This is a genomic window from Pseudoalteromonas sp. APC 3691 (assembly GCF_030408135.1).
Classification (GTDB): Bacteria; Pseudomonadota; Gammaproteobacteria; order Enterobacterales; family Alteromonadaceae; genus Pseudoalteromonas.
On the sequence record NZ_JASDCB010000035.1, the window covers coordinates 16,056 to 40,857 of the forward strand.

General features: G+C 39.7%; 25 protein-coding genes. 12 read left to right on the forward strand and 13 right to left on the reverse strand.

The genetic code is table 11. The features are described from left to right. Positions 1-2: 2 nt before the first annotated feature. The 4 genes from QL998_RS12255 to QL998_RS12270 are packed head-to-tail and all read right to left on the reverse strand — an operon-like array spanning position 3 to position 2,619. Positions 3-446: a DUF4426 domain-containing protein gene (locus QL998_RS12255; protein WP_165723835.1), complete on the reverse strand. Its 444-nt coding sequence runs from the start codon at positions 444-446 to the stop codon at positions 3-5. Between the two features lie 60 nt (positions 447-506). Continuing rightward, on the reverse strand, positions 507-1,040 hold the full coding sequence (locus tag QL998_RS12260) for a YggT family protein (protein WP_002962568.1): 534 nt from the start codon (positions 1,038-1,040) through the stop codon (positions 507-509). Positions 1,041-1,066: 26 nt separating this feature from the next. Continuing rightward, positions 1,067-1,888: a pyrroline-5-carboxylate reductase gene (gene proC, locus QL998_RS12265; RefSeq protein ID WP_039488316.1), complete on the reverse strand. Its 822-nt coding sequence runs from the start codon at positions 1,886-1,888 to the stop codon at positions 1,067-1,069. Positions 1,889-1,905: 17 nt separating this feature from the next. Beyond that, positions 1,906-2,619 carry a YggS family pyridoxal phosphate-dependent enzyme gene (locus QL998_RS12270; RefSeq protein ID WP_182196817.1) on the reverse strand — a complete coding sequence of 238 codons (714 nt, stop codon included), beginning with the start codon at positions 2,617-2,619 and terminating at the stop codon, positions 1,906-1,908. Positions 2,620-2,621: 2 nt separating this feature from the next. Here QL998_RS12270 and QL998_RS12275 point away from each other — a divergent pair, with 2 nt between their 5' ends. Both QL998_RS12275 and QL998_RS12280 read left to right on the forward strand, forming a co-directional pair. Further along, positions 2,622-3,662, forward strand: a complete 1,041-nt coding sequence (locus QL998_RS12275) for a type IV pilus twitching motility protein PilT (protein ID WP_290192789.1) — start codon at positions 2,622-2,624, stop codon at positions 3,660-3,662. Between the two features lie 9 nt (positions 3,663-3,671). Next, on the forward strand, positions 3,672-4,808 hold the full coding sequence (locus tag QL998_RS12280; protein ID WP_024596219.1) for a PilT/PilU family type 4a pilus ATPase: 1,137 nt from the start codon (positions 3,672-3,674) through the stop codon (positions 4,806-4,808). A 74-nt stretch (positions 4,809-4,882) separates the two neighbouring features. On the opposite strand, the gene ruvX is transcribed toward QL998_RS12280, so the two are convergent. The 6 genes from ruvX to QL998_RS12310 form a co-directional block, all read right to left on the reverse strand. After that, entirely contained in the window at positions 4,883-5,332 is a 450-nt protein-coding gene (gene ruvX / locus QL998_RS12285) for a Holliday junction resolvase RuvX (RefSeq protein WP_002961947.1), read from the reverse strand. 37 nt (positions 5,333-5,369) lie between these two features. Next, positions 5,370-5,927 carry a YqgE/AlgH family protein gene (locus QL998_RS12290; RefSeq protein WP_002961948.1) on the reverse strand — a complete coding sequence of 186 codons (558 nt, stop codon included), beginning with the start codon at positions 5,925-5,927 and terminating at the stop codon, positions 5,370-5,372. Positions 5,928-6,042: 115 nt separating this feature from the next. After that, a complete protein-coding gene (gene gshB, locus QL998_RS12295) occupies positions 6,043-6,993 on the reverse strand; it encodes a glutathione synthase (protein WP_182196814.1) in 951 nt (316 codons plus the stop codon). Between the two features lie 54 nt (positions 6,994-7,047). Continuing rightward, entirely contained in the window at positions 7,048-7,782 is a 735-nt protein-coding gene (rsmE, locus tag QL998_RS12300; RefSeq protein ID WP_002961950.1) for a 16S rRNA (uracil(1498)-N(3))-methyltransferase, read from the reverse strand. 68 nt (positions 7,783-7,850) lie between these two features. Continuing rightward, positions 7,851-8,351, reverse strand: a complete 501-nt coding sequence (locus QL998_RS12305) for a hypothetical protein (protein ID WP_082007357.1) — start codon at positions 8,349-8,351, stop codon at positions 7,851-7,853. A gap of 65 nt (positions 8,352-8,416) precedes the next feature. Continuing rightward, entirely contained in the window at positions 8,417-9,310 is an 894-nt protein-coding gene (locus tag QL998_RS12310) for a hypothetical protein (RefSeq protein ID WP_290192790.1), read from the reverse strand. Positions 9,311-9,387: 77 nt separating this feature from the next. On the opposite strand from QL998_RS12310, the gene glnE reads away from it, so the two are divergent. Next, a complete protein-coding gene (gene glnE / locus QL998_RS12315; RefSeq protein WP_272451630.1) occupies positions 9,388-12,183 on the forward strand; it encodes a bifunctional [glutamate--ammonia ligase]-adenylyl-L-tyrosine phosphorylase/[glutamate--ammonia-ligase] adenylyltransferase in 2,796 nt (931 codons plus the stop codon). A gap of 63 nt (positions 12,184-12,246) precedes the next feature. Here glnE and QL998_RS12320 read toward each other — a convergent pair whose 3' ends face one another. The 3 genes from QL998_RS12320 to tolC form a co-directional block, all read right to left on the reverse strand. After that, the gene (locus tag QL998_RS12320; RefSeq protein ID WP_272451631.1) at positions 12,247-12,819 is read right to left on the reverse strand and encodes a toxin co-regulated pilus biosynthesis Q family protein; all 573 of its coding nucleotides are present in this window, start codon (positions 12,817-12,819) and stop codon (positions 12,247-12,249) included. A gap of 41 nt (positions 12,820-12,860) precedes the next feature. Then, on the reverse strand, positions 12,861-13,790 hold the full coding sequence (lpxL, locus tag QL998_RS12325) for an LpxL/LpxP family Kdo(2)-lipid IV(A) lauroyl/palmitoleoyl acyltransferase (RefSeq protein WP_024605070.1): 930 nt from the start codon (positions 13,788-13,790) through the stop codon (positions 12,861-12,863). Between the two features lie 111 nt (positions 13,791-13,901). Beyond that, positions 13,902-15,257, reverse strand: coding sequence for an outer membrane channel protein TolC (tolC, locus tag QL998_RS12330; RefSeq protein ID WP_024605069.1), 1,356 nt, complete (start codon positions 15,255-15,257; stop codon positions 13,902-13,904). Between the two features lie 151 nt (positions 15,258-15,408). Between tolC and QL998_RS12335 the strand changes: the two genes are divergently transcribed. The 9 genes from QL998_RS12335 (at position 15,409) to rraB (ending at position 24,495) form a co-directional block, all read left to right on the forward strand. Next, on the forward strand, positions 15,409-16,035 hold the full coding sequence (locus QL998_RS12335) for an NUDIX domain-containing protein (RefSeq protein WP_024596229.1): 627 nt from the start codon (positions 15,409-15,411) through the stop codon (positions 16,033-16,035). A 26-nt stretch (positions 16,036-16,061) separates the two neighbouring features. Continuing rightward, positions 16,062-16,520, forward strand: coding sequence for a DUF1249 domain-containing protein (locus QL998_RS12340; protein ID WP_024596230.1), 459 nt, complete (start codon positions 16,062-16,064; stop codon positions 16,518-16,520). Beyond that, positions 16,507-17,292, forward strand: coding sequence for a metallophosphoesterase (locus QL998_RS12345; protein WP_002961959.1), 786 nt, complete (start codon positions 16,507-16,509; stop codon positions 17,290-17,292). Before QL998_RS12340 ends, QL998_RS12345 begins: the two co-directional genes overlap by 14 nt. After that, positions 17,277-17,837 carry a YqiA/YcfP family alpha/beta fold hydrolase gene (locus QL998_RS12350; protein WP_002961960.1) on the forward strand — a complete coding sequence of 187 codons (561 nt, stop codon included), beginning with the start codon at positions 17,277-17,279 and terminating at the stop codon, positions 17,835-17,837. Before QL998_RS12345 ends, QL998_RS12350 begins: the two co-directional genes overlap by 16 nt. 107 nt (positions 17,838-17,944) lie before the next feature. Beyond that, positions 17,945-19,834, forward strand: a complete 1,890-nt coding sequence (gene parE, locus QL998_RS12355) for a DNA topoisomerase IV subunit B (RefSeq protein ID WP_290192791.1) — start codon at positions 17,945-17,947, stop codon at positions 19,832-19,834. Positions 19,835-19,863: 29 nt separating this feature from the next. Beyond that, a complete protein-coding gene (locus QL998_RS12360) occupies positions 19,864-20,958 on the forward strand; it encodes a PQQ-dependent sugar dehydrogenase (protein ID WP_290192792.1) in 1,095 nt (364 codons plus the stop codon). A gap of 10 nt (positions 20,959-20,968) precedes the next feature. Then, positions 20,969-23,263 carry a DNA topoisomerase IV subunit A gene (gene parC / locus QL998_RS12365; RefSeq protein ID WP_024596233.1) on the forward strand — a complete coding sequence of 765 codons (2,295 nt, stop codon included), beginning with the start codon at positions 20,969-20,971 and terminating at the stop codon, positions 23,261-23,263. Between the two features lie 183 nt (positions 23,264-23,446). Next, entirely contained in the window at positions 23,447-24,160 is a 714-nt protein-coding gene (locus QL998_RS12370; RefSeq protein ID WP_024596234.1) for a 1-acylglycerol-3-phosphate O-acyltransferase, read from the forward strand. Continuing rightward, positions 24,160-24,495, forward strand: coding sequence for a ribonuclease E inhibitor RraB (gene rraB / locus QL998_RS12375; protein WP_007376503.1), 336 nt, complete (start codon positions 24,160-24,162; stop codon positions 24,493-24,495). Before QL998_RS12370 ends, rraB begins: the two co-directional genes overlap by 1 nt. Positions 24,496-24,802 lie beyond the last annotated feature (307 nt).

The following is a 24,802-nucleotide window of genomic DNA, read 5'->3' on the forward strand; positions in this document are numbered from 1 at the left end:
TATTAATCTACGTAAAATTTTTGCTGAAACTGTAATTTTTGAAATTGATTATTTTGTTGTATCTCAATCTCAAAGCGTAAAATCTCTTCGTTGGTGTAATCAACTTGGGCAAGGTAATAAATTGACTCACCTTCTTTTACTTCTTTAAAAGTAAGCGTTTGTTTGTTGCCAAGTAGGTTTTTAGCTGTGCCTGTAAGCTTTGCCGTTTGTGCTGTTTTATCGGCATCATTTTTTAATATAGAAATGTTTACAACCCCTTTGTAGCCACTGCGCTCAAGGTTGTATGCTTTTGCTATTTTTGGCTGAATAAAAGTAGAAGGAAAGGCGATGTAATGGACTTGCCAAGGGCCAAGCTCCTTGTATTGTGCGCCCTGCATTTCTTCGCTTTGCGCGTTAAATGCAAATGCTAAACAAGCAATAAAACAAAACTTAATTAAACGGTTCATTATGTATTCCTCAAAACATATAAAAAAGAGGCCTTTGGGCCTCTAATTAAAAAATCCATATTAGACTAAAAAATCCATAAGCAGCATTTGCAAAAACTGAATACCAATAATAAGCACTAAAACTGATAAATCTAAGCCACCCATTGATGGCAATATTTTACGAATTGGTTTTAGCATTGGTTCAGTAAGCTGGTGGAAAACCGCTTCTATAGGGTTATAGCCTTGGCTAACCCAACTTAAAATAGCGCGAATAATAAGTACCCAAAATACTAAATTAAGGCCTTCTTTTAGTACCGTTATAAGTGCTTGAATAAGCACAGGCTGTATTGCCCACGCATTATATATAACAAGCATTAAAGTACTAATTTTGGCTACAGCCACTATAAATGCCAGCAACAGAGATGCTAGATCAAGTCCGCCAAACCCCGGAATGATTTTACGCAGTGGTTTTACCGCAAACGACGTGGCTTTAACCACAAACTGGCTCATTGGATTGTAAAAGTCGGCTTTTGCCCACTGCAGCCAAAAGCGCAGTAATACCACCATTAAAAACAAATCAAACAGGGTACTGATTAAAAATTGCATGGCATTCATAGTGTAACCTTCAATAAAAAGTGGTTTTAAAGTTCTTTTTCCATTTGCTCTGCACGCGCAATACACGCATCCATTGCATCGCCAACGGTTTTAGTTAAGCCTTCATCTTTTAAGTGCTCAACAGCTGCGTGAGTAGTGCCGCCTTTAGATGTTACGTTTGAACGTAGTTGCGAAATACTAATATCAGGCTGGCTAAGTGCCATTTCGGCAGCGCCAAGGGCTGTTTGTTGTACCAGGCGACGAGCGTCTTCATCGTTAAAGCCCAGCGCTTTAGCTTTTTCTTCTATGGCTTCCATAAATAAGAAAAAGTAAGCAGGTGATGAGCCGGTTACAGCAATAATATCGTTAATTTGTGACTCTTTTTCCACCCATACAACAATGCCCGTACATTCAAAAACTTGTTGTACAAATTCGTGTTCGCTTGGTGTTTCGCCCGCACCATATAAACCTGATACTCCGCGACCTAATAAAGATGGCGTGTTTGGCATGCAGCGTACCATTTTAACGTCTTGGCCTAGCATTTCACGCAAACGTTTTACAGTTAAGCCCGCAGCAACAGAAATAAACAGTTTATCGCTAAAGTCTACGCCTGACTCTTGAAACGATTTACATAAATCGCCCATCATTTGTGGTTTAACAGACAAAACAATTACATCAGCATCGCGCAGGGCTTCGTTATTGTCACTGGTGGTTTGCACCTTGAAATCAAATGCTACCTTTTCAAGCTTTTCTTGGTTGCGGTTAGTCGCAATTATGTTACTTGCGTTAAAGCCGTTTTTTACCATGCCACCAATAATGGCGTAGCTCATATTACCTGTGCCTATAAATGCGATTTTTTTATCTGACATAAATCTGTTATCACCTTTTAAGTTCGTGTTCCAAAAATGTCTGTGCCGATCCTTACCATGGTTGAGCCTGCGCTAATGGCAGCTTCAACATCGTTACTCATACCCATCGACAAAGTATCTACTTGAGGATATTGGGTCTTTAGTTTATCAAAGCAAGTTTGTAATTGCTCAAAAGATTGAATTTGCGTATCCAGTTTGTCGCTTTTAGCGGGAATTGCCATTAAACCTCGAAGTGTTAAGTGCTCACATTGGTTAATAAAATTGGCAAGTTCATCTATTTCATCACGGCGGCAACCTGACTTTGCTTCCTCATTACTTATATTTACTTGAATAAGTATATTAAGAGGTGGTTTATCGTCTGGGCGCTGGGAATCTAATCGCTTTGCTATTTTTATGCGATCAACACTTTGCACCCAATCAAAGTTAGCAGCTACTAATGCACTTTTATTTGATTGAATAGGGCCAATGAAATGCCAAATGATGTCGCTATATGACTGTAGTTGAGCTATTTTATCTATAGCCTCTTGAACATAAGATTCACCAAATTCGCGCTGACCATGCTCATAAGCTGCAATAATATCTTCGCTTGGTTTAGTTTTAGACACTGCTAGTAGAGTAACTTCGTTAGTGTTTCGCTGTGTGTTTTTTGCCGCGTCTGCAATTCTAGCGTAGGCGGATGTGAGTCGTTCTGCTATTGTAACCATATATTTATCAGTTAGTTGTGGAGTCATAAATGGATATTACCGAATTATTAGCGTTTAGTGTGCAACACAAAGCATCCGATTTACATTTATCGTCGGGTGTTTCACCTATGATACGCGTAGACGGTGATGTTCGCCGCATTAACATACCAGCCCTTGCAGACAAAGACGTAAACAGTCTGGTTTACGATATTATGAACGATAATCAACGCAAGGACTACGAACAAAACCTCGAAGTGGATTTTTCGTTTGAAGTGCCTAATTTAGCACGTTTTCGTGTGAATGCGTCTAACTCTAATCGCGGGCCTGCTGCGGTATTTCGTACCATACCAAGTGAAGTGTTAACGCTTGATGATTTAGGTGCGCCAGATATTTTTAAAACAATCTCTGATACCCCACGTGGACTCGTGTTAGTAACAGGGCCAACGGGTTCAGGTAAATCAACAACACTTGCCGCTATGGTCGATTATATAAATCAAAATAAACATCACCATATTCTAACAATAGAAGATCCAATCGAGTTTGTTCACGATAATAAATTAAGTTTAATTAACCAACGTGAAGTTCACCGCGATACACATAGCTTTTCAAACGCGCTACGTAGTGCATTGCGTGAAGACCCTGATGTAATACTTGTGGGGGAGTTACGTGATTTAGAAACAATTCGTCTTGCAATGACTGCTGCCGAAACGGGTCACTTAGTGTTTGGCACGCTACATACAACATCTGCACCAAAAACTATTGACCGTATTATTGATGTATTCCCAGGTGAAGAAAAAGCTATGGTGCGCTCAATGTTATCTGAATCTTTACGTGCGGTAATTTCACAAACACTGCTTAAAAAAATTGGTGGTGGGCGAGTTGCAGCACACGAAATTATGATTGCAGTCCCTGCTATTCGTAACTTAATTCGTGAAGATAAAATTGCACAAATGTATTCGTCTATTCAAACCGGTGCGTCTGTGGGCATGCAAACAATGGATCAGTGTTTAACTAATTTAGTTAATCACGGTATTGTTACAAATGCGGCAGCGAAAGAAAAAGCGCAAGACAAAACACAATTTGGTGGGTAAGAAATTATTATGGCTTTATCTTTAAACGACTTTTTACTCATAATGATTGAGAAAAAGGGTTCTGACCTATTTGTATCGAGTCAGTTACCTGTAAGTGCAAAAATAAACGGTGAACTAACAGCTCTCAGTGACGATAGACTGACTGATGAGCAATCGCTTGAGTTAGTAGAATCTGCAATGAGCGAAAAGCAAAAAGCAGAATTTCATACAACGAAAGAATGTAACTTTGCGATTGCTACCGACGAAGGGCGTTTTCGTATTTCTGCTTTTTGGCAGCGCGATAGAGCAGGTATGGTTATTCGCCGTATTGTGACGCAAATTCCTGATGTGAGTGATTTAGGTCTGCCGTCTACGCTGACAGATGTAATTATGTCTAAACGCGGTCTTGTCTTGTTTGTAGGTGGTACAGGCACGGGTAAATCGACCTCACTAGCTGCACTTATTGGTTATCGAAACCGTAATCAACGAGGTCATATACTGACCATTGAAGATCCGATTGAGTTTGTTCATGAGCATCGTAAAAGTATTATTACTCAGCGCGAAGTAGGGCTTGATACAGAAAGCTTTGAGTCGGCACTTAAAAGCTCATTACGCCAAGCTCCAGATGTTATTTTGATTGGTGAAATTCGATCGCAAGAAACCATGGAATACGCCCTAAGCTTTGCTGAAACCGGGCACCTGTGTGTTGCAACACTACATGCTAATAATGCGAACCAAGCGATTGACCGTATTATGCATTTAGTACCAAAAGAAAAACACGATAAGCTTAAGTACGACTTAGCACTTAACTTACGTGCCATTGTTGCTCAGCAATTAGTGCCGACTGCTGATGGTGAAAGCCGTGTTGCAGCTATTGAAATATTGCTTAACTCACCAATGGTCGCTGAACTGATTAAAAATGGTGATATTGGCGGAATTAAAGAGGCAATGGCTAAGTCGAAAGAAATGGGCATGCAAACCTTTGACCAAGCGTTATTTGAGTTGTACAGACAGCAGCGAATTAACTACGCTGATGCACTGCACCATGCTGACTCGCCAAATGATTTACGCTTAATGATAAAACTGCGCAATAACGAACAACAAGGTGCGGGCTTTTTACAGGGCGTTACTATTGATGGCCTTGATGATAAAAATAGCGATCAATAATTTAAAAGTAATTAATAAAAAAGCGCCAATTGGCGCTTTTTTTATTTGTATAAAGGGTTGTTTATATAGCCAGTTTATTCACCGTAACTAGATTCAAAAAAGCTTTCTAAAATAATAACCGCAGACATATTATCTACGTTACCTTTACCTAAGTTTTTATAGCCGCCACTTTCAAAAAGTCGCGCTTTAGCATCCGCTGTCGTTAAGCGCTCATCCTGTGTTTGCACAGGAATGCCATAATGATTATGCAATCTGTTGGCAAACTTTTTTGCTTTAAAGGTAACCTCTTGTGATGTTCCATCCATATTTAGTGGTAAACCAACAACCATTAAGTCAGGCTGCCACTCGGCTACTTGTACGGCGATATGGTCCCAGTTAGGAATGCCATCTTGTGCTTTTACAGCCTTAAGGCTAGACGCACTGCCGGTTAACTCTTGCCCAATAGCAATACCAATACTTTTGGTGCCAAAGTCAAAGCCCATTACAGTGCGTTCGCCTTGCGGCTTAAGCGATTTTTTTGTCATGTGTATCTTGTTTAAGTTTGCTAAGGGTTAGTTACTATTATGCGTGACCAGCTTCAGGGCTGAGTTGGCTAATATCAAAGCCCAACATTGAAACTGCTTTTTCCCATCGTTTTTCAACGGGGGTATCAAAAATGATCTTCGGATCGGCTTCTATGATCAACCAGCTGTTATCAAGTAACTCTTGTTCGAGTTGTCCTTGCTCCCACCCTGAATAACCAAGTGTAATAATAAACTGCTCTGGTGCTTGTGCAGTGGTTAAGTTTGCTAGAACGTCTTTTGAGGTAGTGATCATAATATCGCTACTGAGTTTTTGACTTGCTGAATAACCCGATTGGGGAGAGTGCAGTACAAAACCACGGTCAGTTTTAACGGGTCCACCTGCAAACACACTTACTTTTGCTGCGTTTTGCGTTTTGTCGTTATCAATTTCTATTTTATCTAAAAGTTCGCCAACAGTAACATCAATAGGTTGGTTTATTACCAAGCCCATAGCCCCATCTTCATTGTGCTCACAAATATAGGTAACAGCACGTTTAAAAAAAGGGTCTTGCATTGACGGCATCGCGATTAAAAAATGATTTTCTAATGACTGCATAGATTTCACCCTTTTTAGTTAATGAACTTTGAGTATGGCATAGTTATTTAAATTGACATAAAAAGCCCATTAATTGCATGAAAGGCTTAAACTAATGGGCTTTTTATTGTGGTAATTACTTACCTAATTTACGCTCAATTGCATCAAATAAAATACCTGTGATAGAAATATCATAAGCAGCTTCAATTTCGCGTACGCACGTTGGTGCAGTTACGTTAATTTCAGTTAATTTATCGCCAATAATATCTAAACCTACAAATATTAAGCCTTTTTCTTTAAGCGTTGGCGCAACTGCTTGCGCAATTTTTAAATCAGATTCACTAAGTGGGCGCGCTTCGCCTCGACCGCCAACAGCTAAATTACCGCGTGTCTCACCATTTTGTGGAATACGCGCTAAACAATACGGAATAACCTCGCCATCAATAACCAATACGCGCTTGTCGCCTTGTTTGATCTCTGGGATGTAATTTTGCACCATAGCAAAGCGGCTACCGTGCTCGGTTAGCGTTTCACAAATTACACCAATGTTGGCATCGTCTTCTCTAAGGCGGAAGATAGATGCGCCACCCATGCCATCAAGCGGCTTTAAAATAATGTCTTTATGCTGTGCTAAAAATTCACGAATTTGTTTTTGGCTACGTGTAACAAGTGTGTCTGGCGTATGCTCGCTAAACCATGCTGTAAACAGCTTTTCGTTAGCATCGCGAAGGCTTTGTGGCTTGTTAATTATTAACGTACCTTCTTGTTCAGCACGCTCTAAAATATACGTCGCGTAAATGTATTCAGTATCAAAAGGAGGGTCTTTACGCATTAAAATTACGTCAAGATCGGCAAGGGCTATAGTGGCTTTTTCTTCAAGCTCATACCATTTTTCTGCATTATTAAACACTTGCGCTTTAGACGCTGTAGCGTACGACTTGCCTTTACGAAGAGATAAATCGTCCATCTCCATATAATAAATTTCGTAGCCACGTTCTTGCGCTTGCATCATCATTGCAAAACCGGTGTCTTTTTTGATGTTAAATCCACTAATAGGATCTGAAATAATACCTAACTTAATTGCCATGCGCTGTGCCTTACTATAAATGTTACTGTTTATATGAGGGTGCTTTTAGTTATTTCAATTAGCTAAATCGCCAAATTGAAGTTGTAATGCACTTAAGACCGTTAAAGCGGCTGTTTCCGTTCTTAAAACGCGCGGGCCTAAGCGAATATCTACAAACTCTAGTTGTTTGGTTAGTGCCATTTCATCGTCGGTAAAGCCACCTTCGGGGCCTACTAAAAAGCGTACGCCATCTTTAGGTACCGTAATAGTTTTAATGCTGTGCTCAGCACGAGGGTGAAGAGTGAGCTTAATTGCATCGGTTTGTTGTGCAAGCCATTGTTTTAAATCTATAGGTGGGTGAATAATTGGCACAAAATTACGCCCTGACTGCTCAGCCGCAGCAATTGCAATTTTTTGCCATTGTTGGTGTTTTTTCTCAAGACGATCGCCCATTAGTTTCACACCACAGCGTTGACTAAAAATAGGGGTGATTTCGGTAATACCTAGTTCAACTGACTTTTGAATTGTAAAATCCATTTTATCACCACGGGATACACACTGACCTAAATGAATTTTAAGTGGAGATTCTACATCGTGAGGGTTAAGTTCTAATGGCATTACGACGACTGTTTTTTTTGTTACCTCAATTATTTCACTAAGGTATTCGCCACCTTCGCCATTAAAAATAGATACATGCTCGCCTACTTTCATGCGCAGCACTCTGCCAATATGCCCTGCAGCATCGTCATCTAAAGTTACAGGGGTGTTTAGGGCAATACTCGATGTTTGATAAATATGAGGAACTCGCATAGGGCGTCACTTACTACATAGCGTAAAATATATATTGCTATGGTAAGTAAGCTGGGGGCTGTGCGCAATTATTTATTTTTATTAAGTTGTTCGGCGAGATCTATTAAATCTTGTGGGGTATGCGCTATATCGTGATGATTTTGCGAAGGTTCCGTTAACGTCTCATCGGTAACCCGGCTTAGTGTATAGCCTGTATCATCAAGATTTATTAAAAAGCGTTCTTCATGTAAGGAGTTATAAATAAAGCGCTGCTTATCACTTGCGAGTAAATAATCGGTGCTATTGAAAAGGACTCCGTGTAAATCGTGATGATCTTTTAAATAATTAATTAACTCAGAAACGCTTATTTCGTTTTCAAGATCGCAATAACTATAGTCTTTAATAAGCTCGTCAAACATCATTTTTACTAATTGGCGGGTATTACTCCCTGCAGCAATAAGTGTACTCGCTTTTGTTATGCCATTACTATTTACATAGTATTCGGCAAATGCGCGGCTAAATTCGTTGTCTATGTCAATTAACAAATAGTTCGTTATTTCAGGCGGCATAGAGCTAGGACCTTGTTGCATCTAAGTAATTACCATTATTACTTAAATGCAGACGTTTTAATTGCTGTATTTTCAGTAAAAAAGGTCTAAAGAGAAAACATACTAATAAGTAAATAACCAATAGCACAAAAAACAGCAAATTCTATGCATGCTACCCCAATATTATCTTGATGGTCTATTTCAAGAGCCGTATCAATATTTGGTAAAGAGATAACTTTTATCACATACGTTAAGCCGTAAAGTAGTATCCACATTACACCGCAATGCATTACAAGTGTAAATATGTTTTCAACCATTTTACCGTTTTGAAATGCTGCGCTAGATAAACCAGCGTACACAGATAATGCTAAACCGATTGATTTTCCAGCATATCTTATACCTATAGAGGTGTTTTCTAAGTTGAAGTTACTTTGTAGCGAAGCGCCTTGGTTTGCTTTGGCAAAACGATATTCTCGTATTTTACTATCAAGTGCAAACATCCCCTGAAGTGTAAAAAAGCTAACGCAAGCAATAAGTAAGTTGCTAAACCCTTGCGTGTGCGTCCACGTGTACAAGCCCAGAGCAATAATACAGTTAGCGATTAACATTCCTGAGTCTACCAATGCAGCACATACATTTTGTTTTAGTATGGCAGCTTCTTCATTAAATCTGTGGAGTATCCATTTTCTGTGAATTAAATGGCCCACTTTTATAAAAGTGAATAAGAGAACAATAATAATTAACACTTTTAACGGGTTTGACTGTGCAGTGCTTACGCTTATTTCGTCAAATAAAAAGGCTATAGTGGCTATAACAACCGATATTTCAGATGCAAAACTAATACCCATGGCAAAGTTGTCGTGTTGCGCTAACTCATCTTTAAGCGTTTGTTTTGCTTTGATTTGAGTGACAACTCGTAAACAAAAAATAGTTATGCAAATAACCGCAAAACTAATGGCAATCGCAATAAAACTAGTGTTAGATAAAGACAAATATGACATGGTGATCCTAATTAAGTTAACCTTTCTAGGTTTTAATCATTCTAGTACGGTTATTGATGATATAAAAGAGAGGATTGATGAGTAACGTAAAGCAACTTCCTATTCAATTACAAAAACTTGGCTTGATGCGCTTTGAACAGTTATACCCGCAGCAAAGTAAACAAAGTGAAGTTGTAAGGTTATTAGCATTAAGCGACTTTGCTTGGCGCAGTTTAGAGTCACAACCTGATTTAAATACCTGGCTATTATGCAAAGACGAAATACAAAATAGAGTAATAGATTCTCCTTTTAAAAACCTGAATTTAGCTGACCTTGATGAAGCACAGTGCCATAAAGTACTTCGTCAATATCGTGAAAAGTACTGGCTTAAAGTCGCCTTTTTAGATTTATGCTGTAATAACCCCATTGCCGATAGTATTAATTATATAAGCCAACTGGCTGACATGCTAATTAATAGCGCCAACCAATGGGCGCATGCACAGGTGGCAAAAGTAAATGGTGAACCGCTTGATGAGCAAAACCAAGCAATGCCGCTAATGGTATTGGGGATGGGGAAGCTTGGCGGACAGGAGCTAAATTATTCCTCTGATATTGATCTTATTTTTGCGTATCCGCGCAGCACAAAAACCCAAGGTGGCCGCAGAAGCCTTGAGGCCCAAGTGTTTTATACCAAAGTTGCACAAAAACTGATTGCAGCACTTAACCAAGCCACCGGTGATGGGCAAGTATTTAGAGTTGATATGCGCCTACGCCCGTTTGGCGAAAGCGGCCCTTTGGTTATGAGCTTTAATGCCATTGAAGATTACTACCAAGAACAAGGGCGCGACTGGGAACGCTACGCCATGTTAAAAGGGCGCTTAATTGGCACTCCTAATAAGTATTGGGATGAATTTATTAAGCTTTTAAAGCCGTTTGTTTACCGCCGGTATATTGATTTTTCGGTGATTGAATCCTTGCGTAAAATGAAGTTAATGATTGCACAAGAGGTTCGCCGTAAACGCTTAACTAATAATATAAAACTAGGCGCTGGTGGTATTCGTGAAGTTGAATTTATAGTGCAAGCCCTGCAAATGGTAAGAGGTGGGCGAGAGGCTAATTTACAAACCCAATCTTTACTCAAAGCATTAAATGAGTTGGCACTTAACCAAGTTATAGATGAGCAAGAAGCAAGCGAGTTGAGGCGCAATTACCTTTATTTACGTAAAGTTGAGCAGTACCTTCAAATATTTGACGATCAGCAAACGCAAACACTCCCTGATGATGAATTGAATCAGCAGCGCTTAAATTTATTATTAGAACAAGCTGATTTTTCTGCCACTTTAAACACTATAGAAAAGGTGATGAAACAAGTTAACGGTGAGTTTGCACTTGTGATTGGCGAGGAAACCGTGCCACTTGATACCTGTGAAGGCGCATTTATTAGTGCTTGGGATCATGGTGATGTGAGCTTTTTAAAAGAGGCCAGAGATGAATGGCAAGCACCCCTTAACGATTTTAAATTAAGGCTGTCTAAGGTAAATATAGGTAACCGAGGGCGTGACACTCTTGATAAGTTAATGCCTGTTTTACTAAATCAATTAAATGACTTTAATGCCGGTGCAGCAGCTTTCACAATGGTTTGCCAAATTTTTAATAAGATAATTTCGCGTACTGCCTATTTAGAATTGCTTTACGAAAACCAAGGTGCATTAAAGCAACTTGTTTTACTGTGTTGTCATAGCAAATGGATAGGGGAGCATATTTCTCGCTACCCCATATTACTTGATGAACTAATAGACCCCGCAGTTCTTTATAAGCCGACCCCGCTCACAGCGTATAAAGATGAAATAAGACAGTATTTTTTACGAATAGAGCATGACGATTTAGAACTGCAAATGGAGTCGCTTAGGCAATTTAAGCAAACTCATCAATTACGAATTGCTGCCGCCGATGCAACCGGTGTTCTTGACGTAATGAAAGTAAGCGATCATTTAACCGTACTGGCAGAGGCGATTGTTGACCAAGCCGTTAATATTGCATGGCATAACACTGTTAAGCGTTTTGGTATGCCACCTGGCACTGATGATGAAAACAAAGGCTTTGCTGTTATTGCATATGGTAAAACGGGCGGCTTGGAAGTGGGGTATGACTCAGATTTAGATTTGGTGTTTGTGCATAATCATGATGGCTCAAGCCAAACCAATGGTGAAAAACCGATAGATTCTCGCCAGTTTTATTTAAAACTCGCTCAGCGCTTAATGCATTTATTTAATACTCGTACTGCATCGGGGATTTTGTATGAGCTTGATACGCGATTACGCCCTGAAGGTGCATCAGGTTTACTGGCTATCAATCTAGAGAGCTTTAATCACTATCAGCAAACTCAAGCATGGACGTGGGAACATCAAGCACTTGTGCGGGCACGGTTGATTTTGGGCCAAAACGATCTCATAGATCGTTTTTCACAAATTCGTAAAAATATACTTTGCCAACAGCGCGATCATACAGTCTTAAAAGCAGATGTAATAAAAATGCGCGAAAAAATGCGCGACCATTTAGCGAAAGGAAATACTGAGCAATTTGATTTAAAACAAGATGTTGGTGGTATGGCTGATATTGAGTTTATTACGCAATATTTAGTACTTAAACACGCAAACGAGTTTGAACAGCTTACAGTTTACTCAGATAACGTAAGGATATTAACGGATGCGGCAAATATAGGTTGTATTACTAAAGAGCAAAAGCAGCAGTTGATAAAAGCGTATATTGATTATCGCTCGTGTTATCACGTGTTGAGCTTGGAGCAAAAAGGCAAATTGATCCCGCGAGAAACGTTTTTACAAGATATTACTAACGTAACTAATATTTGGAATAGTATTTTTGAATTGAATTGAATTGAATTGAATTGAAAACCCAAGCGCTTGCTTGGGTCTATGTACGTGTAAACCCTTAAACCCTTAAACCTTTAGTTTTAAACAGTTTGTACGTACAAATTCTGATGGTAACTCGGTAATAACCGCTGCTCTTTGTTTATAGCAAAAGTAAGTATAAACCTCATGCTCAAAATCATCATTTATAGCGCGTCCAATTTGGTACAGTGCTGAAGTAAAGTTACTGTCTACTCTAAAATGATCTTTAACTACGTAATCTTTACTTAAGTACCAGTAAAGCTCAATCCCCTCGTTTTTAGCATATTGATTAAGTACATCTTTAAGAGTTGTGCCATTTTCAAAGCGCCTAGGTTCAACCTCTCCAGTCCAAGTGGTCGGCATTGGATCTACTGTTCGCGCACGTTCAGCCAATACTCTATCCAAGGTTTGTTCTGGTGTTTTAAGTTTTAAAACAAATTGATCTCGTTCTTTATTACTTTTTACTTGGTTACGAATGGAGGAGTAAAAGCGTGATAGTCCTTCGGCGGCTGCATTTTTAGATTTTTTAATATCAAATACAGAACCATCACCCACTAAAAAGTATACGGCGAGTGCTATTAGCACGGCTGCAAATGATAAATGTCTAATCCAAAACCACATGATTATTACCCACCTTATTTGTTCCTATTATTGTTATACCATTACTTTTTATAAAAAGAAGGGGTATTTTTATCAGGTCGAGTTTTAAAGCGACGGTGCAGCCACATGTATTGCTCTGGAGCTGCATTTATACATAGCTCTACGCGTTGATTAACCCGTGTTACATCAGCCTTGTCATCACCACTTGGGAAGTTTTCAAGCTCAGGTACTACCTCTAAATGGTACTTACCATTTTCGTCACGGCGCGAGATTAAACTCATAGTTTCGCAGTTTTTACTGCCAGCAAACATAAGAGTACCTGTTGTCGTTGCAGTGTCGGGAACTGCGTAAAATGGGACAAATTCACAGCGGTTACGGCCGTAATCTTGATCGGGTAAGTAATAGCATACTTTTTTATTTTTTAATGATTTAAGCAAACCTTTTACATCTTTTCGGCCAATTAAGTATTCGTTAGAACGAAGACGGCCATTAGTTGTAAAGTATTCCATTAGTGCGTTGTTGTGAGGGCGATAAAAGCCTAAGCCTTGGCATTTCAATCCCATCACACGACTAGCCATTTCAAGATGCAAGATATGGGGGACAAGTAATAAAATACCTTTACCAGATGCTTGTACACGCTCAAAGTGTTCTAGACCTTTGATTGAACCATATACACTTTCAACTCGCCACTGCGGCCACCACCAGGCCATACCAGTCTCAACCATAGCAATGCCGGTATTTTCCATATTTTTTAGTACAAGATCTTTTTGATCTGCTGCGCTCATATCAGGAAAACATAATTTAATGTTAACTTCTGCAATATGGCGACGGCGTTTCATAAATTTATGAACTAAGCGACCAAGCTGTTTTCCCATCGCCAACTGTAGTTTTTGTGGCAACCAAGAAATCAAATATAAAAATAAAACGCCAACCCACGTTAACCAGTATCGAGGGCCTAAAAAAGATGCTTTAAAAGGAGAAGAAGTGACCACAAAAATCTCTCTGAGAATAAAAACGATAGTTTAACGCTAAGCGCTGTGAAATACAAAAAGCCAGCTAAATGCTGGCTTTGAATAAATTTATATTATGTTTAGCTGTAAAAGTTAAGCTGATTTTAAACCTTGGTTTATAGCAACTAAATCTTCACTTGTTAGTGTACCCGCTGCTTGTTTTAAGCGAAGGGTAGATAACACATAACGGTAACGCACATCAGCAAGGTTACGTTTTGCATCGTATAAATTTTGCGTACTCACGAGTACGTCAACAATGGTACGAGTACCTACTTCAAAACCAGCTTCAGTTGCTTTAAGGGCACTTTGAGCTGAAACAACCGCTTGCTCTAGCGCTTTATAAGTCGCAATATCTGAAACAACTTGATTATAAGATGTAATTACTGTGCGAGTGACTGCGCGGTAATTTGTTTCATAATCTTGGCTCGCTGATACGTAAAACGCACGGGCTTGGTTTGTTGCAGCAACTGTTGCACCACCTGAATACAAAGGCACGCTAAAGTTAAGCCCAACAGAGCTTGAGTCTGAACGTGGTTGATCATCAAAATTAGCGCCATTTATTTGAGTGTCTGTAAGAGAGTCACCATAATTTGCACTTAGAGTTAGTTTTGGATAATGGCCTGCTTTTGCTAATTCAATTTGATCTTTTGCAATATCAACCGTTACTTTAGACACCTGCAGGTTGATATTTTTATCTTCAGCTACTTTAACAAAGTCGCTTGAGCGCTTAGTTGGTTTAGTTGTTGAGAAAGTATCTGTATTTAAAAAATCTAATTTTTCGTGGTATTTACCTGTAATCTCACGAAGCTGCTCGCGTGCTGTTTCTACAGCATTACCTGCAATAATTTCTTGGGCTACCGAGTTATCAAACTGAGCTTGCGCTTCGTGTACGTCTGTAATTGCTGTTAAGCCTACCGCATAACGTTGTTTTGTTTGCTCAAGCTGACGTTCAATTGCACGTTTTTCAGCTTCAACAAATTCAAGGTTATCGCTGGCACTTAATACGTTAAAATAACCCTCAGCAACGCGTACAATTAAGTTTTGTTTAGCTGCATCGTATAGGCCGCTTGCTTGAAGTGCTTGCTTGTCGGCAATATCTAACGTATTCCAGGCACCTAAATCAAATAATGTTTGGCTTAAACTTACACCACGAGAGAATTGGTCTGTGTCACTTTCAACTTTAACTTGGTTAGATAAGTCGCCAACGCTTTGGTACGACGTTGCATCGCTTTTTGTATAACCCATGGTTAAACCAATTTGAGGTAGTAGTGCACTCATCGCCAAATCGCTTTGGTAAGACTGTGCATCAGCTTGGGCTTTGGCTTTTAAAACAGTAGGATCGTTAGCTGTCGCTATTTCAAAAACTTGTAGTAAATCTTCAGCTTTCACTGCTGTTGCACCTAGTGCGCATGATAAACTAACTAGCGCCGCAAGAATGTTCTTTTTCATGTGGGGTTCGGTCCTTAGACAATTTTTGTACTAAAAGCATGTTAACCTGTTTTACTGCATAACAAAAAAAATAATTAGTAAAACAGTATGTTCAAGTGTAACAGAATATATTAACGCATTTTAAAACTTTAGATAAGTAGGAAGTAAGTACATGGTTGATAAAAAGCTCGTTCAATTTACACATAAAGATGTGGATTTAAAGCCAATTAAAAACCTTTATAAAGGTTTTTTTCAGGTTGATTTATACCAGTTTGAACATGCTCTTTTCGCAGGTGGAAAATCTAAAGTAATTAGCCGCGAAATATTAGAACGTGGCGATGCCATTGCAGTACTGCCTTACGACCCAATATCAGATACTGTTCTTTTGATTGAGCAAATACGTATTGGCGCTATTAAAAGTAAGCATTCGCCGTGGCTACTAGAATGTATAGCCGGAATGACAGACGGCAGTACGGATTACGAATCTGTTGTAAAAAAAGAAGCGTATGAAGAAGCAGGGCTTGAATTAACCGAGCTTGAATTTATGCTCTCATACCTATCAAGCCCAGGTGGAACAACTGAGCGCTTACACTTATATTTAGCACGTGCTGATTTAAGCCAAGTAGAATCAGGTGTATATGGTCTTGAAACTGAAGGAGAGGATATAAAAACTCATATTTTATCGGTTGATGATGCGCTAATGCGCCTCAATAACGGTGAAATAGATAATGCGGCAACGGTTATTTGTATGCAGTGGCTTGCGCTAAATCGCGAAAAAATGGCAAGTAAATGGGCATAAACTCTTACTAATATTATGGCGGAACTTTGACAGCACAATTAGCAACAAATCGATATATTCAAAACCTCCCAAAGTATTTAACACTTTGTGAGCATAACTATGTGCGACTATTAAAGTTGTTACCGAGCGAGCGCAATATAGGAAGCATTCGTGAAGTAAAACTTGGCAACAGTGAATTTGCTACAAAAATTGATGGCAGCGCAAAATACACTATGGATATTTCAATTAAGCAGCTAACAGGAATGGTTAAAGGGATAGCGCCGCTGTATTTAACGGCTCGCTTGTATCATGATGCGAAAGTAGCTGAAATAATTCATCACGATTATCATCAACGCATAAAACCATCGTACGGATACCCCAATCCTAAAATGCATCAAAAAGATGAAAAGTATCAACTTAATGCTTTTTTATACGACTGGTTAGTGGCCTGTGTAGAGCACGGGCAAGCAACATTAAATTGGGATGTAAATAATGGCTTGGTTTGATGATACATATACATTTGATAAATCATCTTTGTGCATTGCGCATATTACCGACAGCCATTTATTTGCAGATAAAAATGGTGAATATTTTAATGCAAATACTGCAGCTCATTTTGAACAAGCTTTGGCACACATCGCTGAGCAGCCAGTAGATTGCGTAATTTTTGGTGGTGATTTAACACAAGACCATAGTTTCGAATCGTACTTATTATTTAGTGAACTTATAAATGCCAGTGACATCACTTGCCCTGTATTTTGGGTACCAGGTAATCATGATGAACTAGTAATGCTTAATCGCATAAGTGGCGGAAAAATAAATTCGGCTAAACATATTATTGCTAACGGGGTTGAGCTGCTTCTTATTAATTCTAAAGGGCCTACACCCGCAGGATGGGTTACTGGCGCGCATTTAGATGAAATAACTGATACTTTAGTCAACTCGAATAATAGTAAAGTTATCTTTTGCCATCATAATCCGCTGCCAATAAATGGCTATCTTGATAAGCACTTATTAGAAAATGGTCCACAGCTTTTAAATATTTTAGTTAATAGTAATAATGTATCTGCGCTTTTTCATGGTCATGTACACAACGATTATGAACAAAACTTTAGAGGCTTGCCTATATATGCAAGTCCTGCCAGTTCAGTCCAGTTTGTAAAATACACTCCAAAGTGGGAGCAAAAAAATGCAGGGCCTGCTTACAGAATGCTAAATATAAAGAGTAAAAAAGATAAAGTCGAAGTAAAAACGGAAGTGGTATGGCTAAGCGCGTAATTTATATTCATGGCTTTAATAGTTCACAAAAATCATATAAAGCTGTGCGCTTTGGTGAGCTTATGGCAAACTATGACGTTGATTATTGTGTACCGAACTTAAACCACGAGCCCCTACAAGCTATAATTGAGCTTGAACAATTACTAACGCCAGATACCGTTTTATTAGGTAGCTCGTTAGGTGGTTTTTTTGCCACGTATTTATCGCAGCGTTATCAAATTCCTGCAGTGGTCATTAATCCCGCGGTCGCACCTTATAATTTATTACAGTCGTTACTTGGGCCTAATTATAATCCGTATCAAGATTATCATTACGATTTAAATAACAGTCATATTGAGGCGCTGAAATTACTCGCTGTAGATAAATTAGCACATCCTGAGTTACTGTATTTATTACAGCAAACAGGCGATGAAGTGTTGAACTTTCAACACGCAGTAAAATATTATTCGCAATGCAAGCAATTGATAGAGTTTGGTGGCGATCATAGCTACGTTGAATTTGAACGCACCTTTGCAAGTATTGTAGATTTTCTTAAAATCACGTAAAACTAGTTAGCCTGAACTGAGGTTAGTTACTATATTAACGCTTTAGCGCATATAACAATAAAACTAGTAAACGTATTAGAGCCTTAGCGGATATAAAGACAAAAACTATGAGTGATCAAAATTATAACGCCGAAGCCATTGAAGTACTTAATGGATTAGATCCGGTAAAACGACGCCCAGGGATGTACACCGATACCGTACGCCCAAACCATTTAGGCCAAGAGGTTATCGATAACAGTGTCGATGAAGCTATGGCGGGTCATGCCACTCGTATCGACGTAATACTCCATGAAGATAACTCGCTTGAAGTAAGCGATGATGGGCGCGGTATGCCTATTGATATTCACCCAGAGGAAGGTATCCCAGGGGTTGAACTAATCTTCACTAAGTTACACGCCGGTGGTAAGTTTTCCAACAAAAACTATCAGTTTTCGGGCGGTTTACACGGCGTAGGTATTTCGGTAGTAAATGCGTTATCTACGCGTGTAGAAGTAACAGTAAGGCGCGATGCTCAACAATACAGAATGGCATTTGAAAGCGGCGATAAAGTAGAAGACTTAAATGTAATTGGTACAGTGGGTAAACGTAACACTGGTACTACGGTTCGTTTTTGGGCTGATGTCAGCTACTTTGATTCACCAAACTACTCAATTACCAAACTTAATCATTTATTAAAAGCCAAAGCAGTTTTGTGTCCAGGACTGCGAATTAAGTTTGTTAATAAGCAAACGAAAGAAACCAAAGAATGGTTTTACGAAACTGGCTTAAAAGATTACCTAATTGAAGCCGTTAAAGGGTTTGAAACATTACCGCAAGACCCATTTGTAGGTGAATTTAAAAGCTCAATTGAAGGCGCTGATTGGGCTGTTGTATGGCTACCTGAAGGTGGCGAATCAATAGCGGAAAGCTACGTAAACTTAATTCCTACCGCGCAAGGTGGTACACATGTAAATGGTCTGCGCCAAGGCTTGCTTGAAGCAATGCGAGAGTTTTGTGAGTTTAGAAATTTACTACCTCGTGGCGTAAAGCTAACACCGGATGATATTTGGGAGCGTTGTAGTTACGTATTGTCGGTTAAAATGCAAGATCCACAATTTGCAGGGCAAACCAAAGAAAAACTTTCATCACGTTCATGTGCCGCATTTGTATCGGGTGTTGTAAAAGATTCGTTTAGTTTATGGCTAAATGAACATACCGATACCGCAGAATTATTAGCTGAGTTATGTATTTCAAACGCGCAAAGCCGTTTGCGTGCAGCTAAAAAGGTCGTACGTAAACGAGTTACTGCAGGGCCTGCATTACCAGGTAAATTGACCGATTGTAGTGCTGCCGATAATGACCGAACCGAGCTGTTTTTAGTGGAAGGTGATTCTGCTGGTGGTTCTGCTAAACAAGCGCGAGACCGTGAATTTCAGGCAATTATGCCGCTACGTGGTAAAATTTTAAATACTTGGGAAGTAGAGTCGGGGCAAATACTCGCATCACAAGAAGTACATGATATTTCAGTGGCACTGGGTATTGACCCAGAATCAACAGATATGTCGGGACTGCGTTACAATAAGATTTGTATACTGGCCGATGCTGACTCGGATGGATTACACATTGCAACACTGTTATGTGCACTGTTTGTTCGTCATTTTCCAGAGTTAGTAAAAACAGGGCATGTGTATGTTGCAATGCCGCCATTATTTAGAATAGATATTGGCAAAGAAGTTTATTATGCCCTAGATGAAGAAGAGAAAACCGCTATTTTAGCGCGCATAGAAGCCGAGAAAAAACGCGGAAAAGTAAACGTACAACGATTCAAAGGTCTGGGTGAAATGAATCCGTTACAGCTTCGTGAAACCACTATGGATCCTAATACACGACGCTTAGTGCAGCTTACGCTTGATGAAGAAGTAGAAACCATGGAAATGATGGATATGCTACTTGCTAAAAAACGATCGCCTGATCGTCGTCAATGGTTAGAAGATCATGGTAACAAGGCGCTCGTTTAATTGCTTGTGCCTAACACTAGGAGAGACGAATGAAAAAATTACTAGGAAGTTTGCTGTTACTTGGGCTGACTAGCGCTCCTGCAATGGCTAAAAATATACTTGATAAGCTCACCGTAGCACCTGGGTTTGAAATTAGTTTATTTGCAAATGATGTAGAAAATGCACGTCAAATAGCTGTTTCAAAAAAAGGTATTGTGTATGTTGGCTCTCGTAAAGCAGGCAACGTATATGCGCTTATTGATCACAATAGCGACGGCGTAGCAGATAAAAAAATTGTTGTGGCTAAAGGCTTAAACATGCCCTCTGGCATAGCAATTAAAGATGGCGATTTATATGTAGGCGAAGTGCATCGTATTATTCGCTTTAAAAATATTGATACCCAATTAAAAGATCCAAAGTTTGATGTGGTCTATAACAAACTACCGAGTGAGCGTCATCATGGTTGGAAATTTTTACGTTTTGCACCAACGGGAGAATTAATCATTCCGGTGGGTGTGCCGTGTAATATTTGTGCTGAGGATGAACGTTTTGGTCGTATTTTTGCCCTTAATGTAGAAACAAAACAAATAAAAACAATAGCTAAAGGCGTTAGAAACACAGTGGGTTTTGATTTTCATCCTGCTACTCAAGCTTTATGGTTTAGTGATAACGGTCGCGACATGATGGGCGATGATATTCCGCCTGATGAGTTAAACCGTGCAACGCAAGAAGGTGAGCATTTTGGTTTTCCGTATGTTCATGCCGGCGCAATTATTGACCCTGAGTTTGGGGAAGGTAAAAACATTGCCGATTACACATCGCCAGCACTTGCACTTGCTGCGCACGTAGCGCCACTAGGTATTCATTTTTATAACGGTAAGCAATTTCCAGCAAGTTATAAGCAACAATTATTTGTTGCTGAACATGGCTCATGGAACCGTTCTAAAAAGTCAGGCTATAAAGTAGGCCTTGCAACAATCGAAGTAGGTCGCGTAACTAAATATACGCCATTTATTACTGGCTTTATGAAAGACGAAACAACATTTGGACGCCCTGTTGCATTTGCAGAATTAGGTGACGGCAGTCTGTTAGTAAGCGATGATTACGCCAATGTAATCTACCGTGTAAGCTATAAGAAAAACTAGGTAAGCTTTAATGAGTGATACAGATACCTTGCTAATGCAAGGAATTGAGCAACAAACAATGGGGCGTTTTACCGAAGACGCCTATTTAAATTATTCCATGTACGTAATCATGGATCGTGCCCTACCGCATGTAGGTGATGGCTTAAAACCAGTGCAGCGTCGTATTATTTATGCGATGAGCGAATTGGGCTTGTCGGCTAACGCTAAGTACAAAAAATCAGCCCGTACAGTGGGTGACGTACTCGGTAAGTACCATCCACACGGCGACAGTGCCTGTTACGAAGCGATGGTATTAATGGCGCAGCCGTTTTCTTATCGCTACCCTTTGGTAGATGGACAAGGAAACTGGGGTGCGGCAGATGACCCTAAATCGTTTGCAGCAATGCGTTATACCGAAGCGCGTTTATCTAAGTTTTCAGAAGTACTGCTTAAAGAGCTTGGCCAAGGCACCGTAGATTGGACACCAAACTTTGATGGCACAATGGATGAACCTGTTGTACTGCCTTCTCGTTTACCGCATATTTTACTCAACGGTATAACGGGTATTGCCGTAGGTATGGCAACTGATATTCCGCCACATAACGTACGTGAAGTGGCTAGCGCATGTTGTTTATTACTTGATAAACCAAAAACAGAGCTTGAAGAATTACTTGAGCTTGTACATGCGCCAGATTACCCAACAGATGCTGAAATAATTACCCCAAAAGCCGATATTCATAAAATATATAAAACCGGTCGTGGGTCTATCAAAATGCGTGCTGTTTATACCGAAGAGCATGGCGATATTGTTATTACAGCGCTGCCGCATCAATGTTCTGGTGGTAAAGTACTTGAGCAAATTGCAGTGCAAATGAACGCTAAAAAATTACCAATGATTGCCGATTTACGTGACGAGTCAGATCACGAAAATCCAACACGCATTGTAATTATCCCGCGCTCAAACCGCATTAAAGCTGAGCCATTAATGGCTCATTTATTTGCAACTACCGACCTTGAAAAAAACTACCGCGTAAACTTAAACATGTTAGGCCTAGATGGTCGCCCGCAAGTTAAAGACTTACGCTGTATTTTAAGTGAGTGGCTAACATTTAGACGCGAAACAGTGCGTCGTCGTTTGCAGTATCGTTTAGATAAAGTATTAGCGCGCCTACATATTTTAGAGGGTTTGTTAGCCGCCTTTTTAAATATCGATGAAGTAATTGAAATCATCCGCAGCGAAGATAAACCAAAGCCTGTATTAATGGAGCGCTTTGATTTAACTGATACGCAAGCGGAAGCAATTTTAGAATTAAAACTCCGTCATTTAGCAAAACTTGAAGAGTTTAAAATTCGTGGTGAGCAAGACGAACTAGCCAAAGAGCGTGATAAATTAGCGCAAATATTAGGCTCAGAACGTCGTATGTCGACACTGCTTAAAAAAGAAATTCAAGAAGCCGCTGAAATGTACGGTGACGATCGTCGCTCGCCAGTGATTGAGCGCTCAGAAGCAAAAGCGCTTAACGAAAAAGATTTAATTCCATCAGAGTCAGTTACTGTTGTGCTGTCAGACAAAGGCTGGGCACGCGTTGGTAAAGGTCATGATTTAGATGTACAAGGCTTAAATTATCGTTCAGGTGACGGCTTTAGAGCCTCGGCTCGTGGTAAGAGTAATCAACCTGCAGTATTTTTAGATTCAGCAGGGCGGGCGTTTGCAACCGATGCGCACAGTCTACCTTCGGCGCGTAGCCAAGGGGAGCCAATGACAGGTCGCTTTAACTTAACACCAGGTGCTAATTTTGAGCACGTGGTAATGAGTGAAGACGAGCAAGTATTGCTTATGGCGTCAGATGCGGGCTACGGCTTCATTACTGACTTTAAAGACTTAGTGAGTAAAAATAAAAATGGTAAAGCGCTGGTAAGTGTCCCTAAGGGTGGAATATTACTTTCGCCTATTAGAGTGAACGATGTTGCTAGCGATTACTGTATGGCTATTTCTAACGAAGGCCGAATGCTTTTATTCCCGCTACGTGACTTACCAAAATTAGGTAAGGGTAAAGGTAATAAAATCATTTCTATACCGGGTGCTAAAGTACAAGCCCGGGAAGAGTTTGTAAAAGTGCTTGCTGTTGTGCCACTAGGAAGCAGTGTTACGCTTCATGCTGGTAAGCGAAAACTAACACTTAAACCAAGTGATTTAGAGCATTATCATGGGGAGCGAGGGCGTAGGGGTAATAAATTACCACGTGGCTTACAGCGTGTAGACGAAGCCGTTGTTGAGCTAACACCTCAAGATGATGAATCAAAAGAAGTCATTAGCGAAGAGTAGCGAATTACTTTTTTGTAAAATAAAAACGGTCTGCATTTGCAGGCCGTTTTTGTTTTAAAACCATTTTAAAGCAATATTAAAACAAGCAGCTTAAATATTTCAGCGTACACTTGTGCGCTATTGACTCGTTTGTGTCACAAAATAACGCTATAATAATCATAATTGATTTTTGGAGAAGCCCATTTGCTAGCTGTCATACGCGTTTTTATTATGCTGCTGTTTATATTATTCAGTTGTATTTTTGGTTTATTACTTTCGATTGTAAGACCATTTCATCCTAATAATGTACATATAATAGCGGGTTGGTTTGGCTCAATGGCTAAAATGATTGGCGTTAAGTTAGTTTTAACACGTCATAAAGATGCCGTTGATCCAGGTCCTGCGGTTTATGTTGCTAATCATCAAAATAGCTACGACTTATTTACAGTGCCAGCAATGGTGCCAAAAAATTGCGTAAGTTTAGGTAAAAAAAGCTTAAAGTGGATTCCGTTTTTTGGTCAGCTTTACTGGTTGTCGGGTAATATATTAATAGACAGATCTAATCGTTCCAAAGCGGCGGGAACTATTTCAAAAGCAGCCGAAAAAATTAAGAAGAATGGCTTATCTGTATGGATGTTTCCTGAAGGTACACGAAGTTACGGAAGAGGTTTATTGCCGTTTAAAACTGGCGCGTTTCACACCGCAATGAGCGCAGATGTACCCATGATTCCAGTATGTATGAATACAACACATAAAACCATTAAGCTAAATCGTTGGGATAATGGTACAATTCACATCGAAATGTTAGCGCCTATATCGCTTGATAAAAACACTAGCGCGCGTGAGCATGCTAAAAGCGTGCATAGCATTATGGCTGCTAAAATAACTGAATTAGATGCTCAAGTGAGAGATAAATAATGGAAAACTGGCGTGAAATAAGTGAAGACATCGTAAGTTCACTACTTGAAGATGGATCAGATCCTGAAATACTTTATGAAGTAGAACACCATTTTGTATGTGAAGACTTCCCTAAGCTAGAGCAAGCAGCGTTGGCTGCTTTTAAACTAGGCTACGATGTTGAAGAGCCAGCAGAGCTTGAGCTTGAAGACGGCAGCAAAATTTGGAGCTTCGACATAGTAGTAGAAGCTGAGCTAGACGTAGACGTAATTATGGAAGACGTTGATAAGCTAGCGCAACTAGCCGTAGAATGCGAAGTTGAGTACGACGGTTGGGGCACTTACTTTCAAGAGTAATGCAGCTAACTAGGGTTTAGATTTATTAATTTGAAAGCGAGTATTGTAAAAGTACTCGCTTTTTTGTGTCTCGAATTAGGGAGTGCTAATTTTACATGATTCAAACTTGCTTACATCCATGTAAGAATAAGTTAACCGAGCGCAGCTTCCGCGTTCTGCTCACGCCCCTCACCTGTATCCCTGTCTCTTATACACAAGTCTTTGAATATCGTTAAGTCTGTGATCTAATCGATCATCATCACTCATAGATTTATCGTATGCACACAAACACTTCTGAAGAATGGGCTCAATTAATTTTTGGTAACGC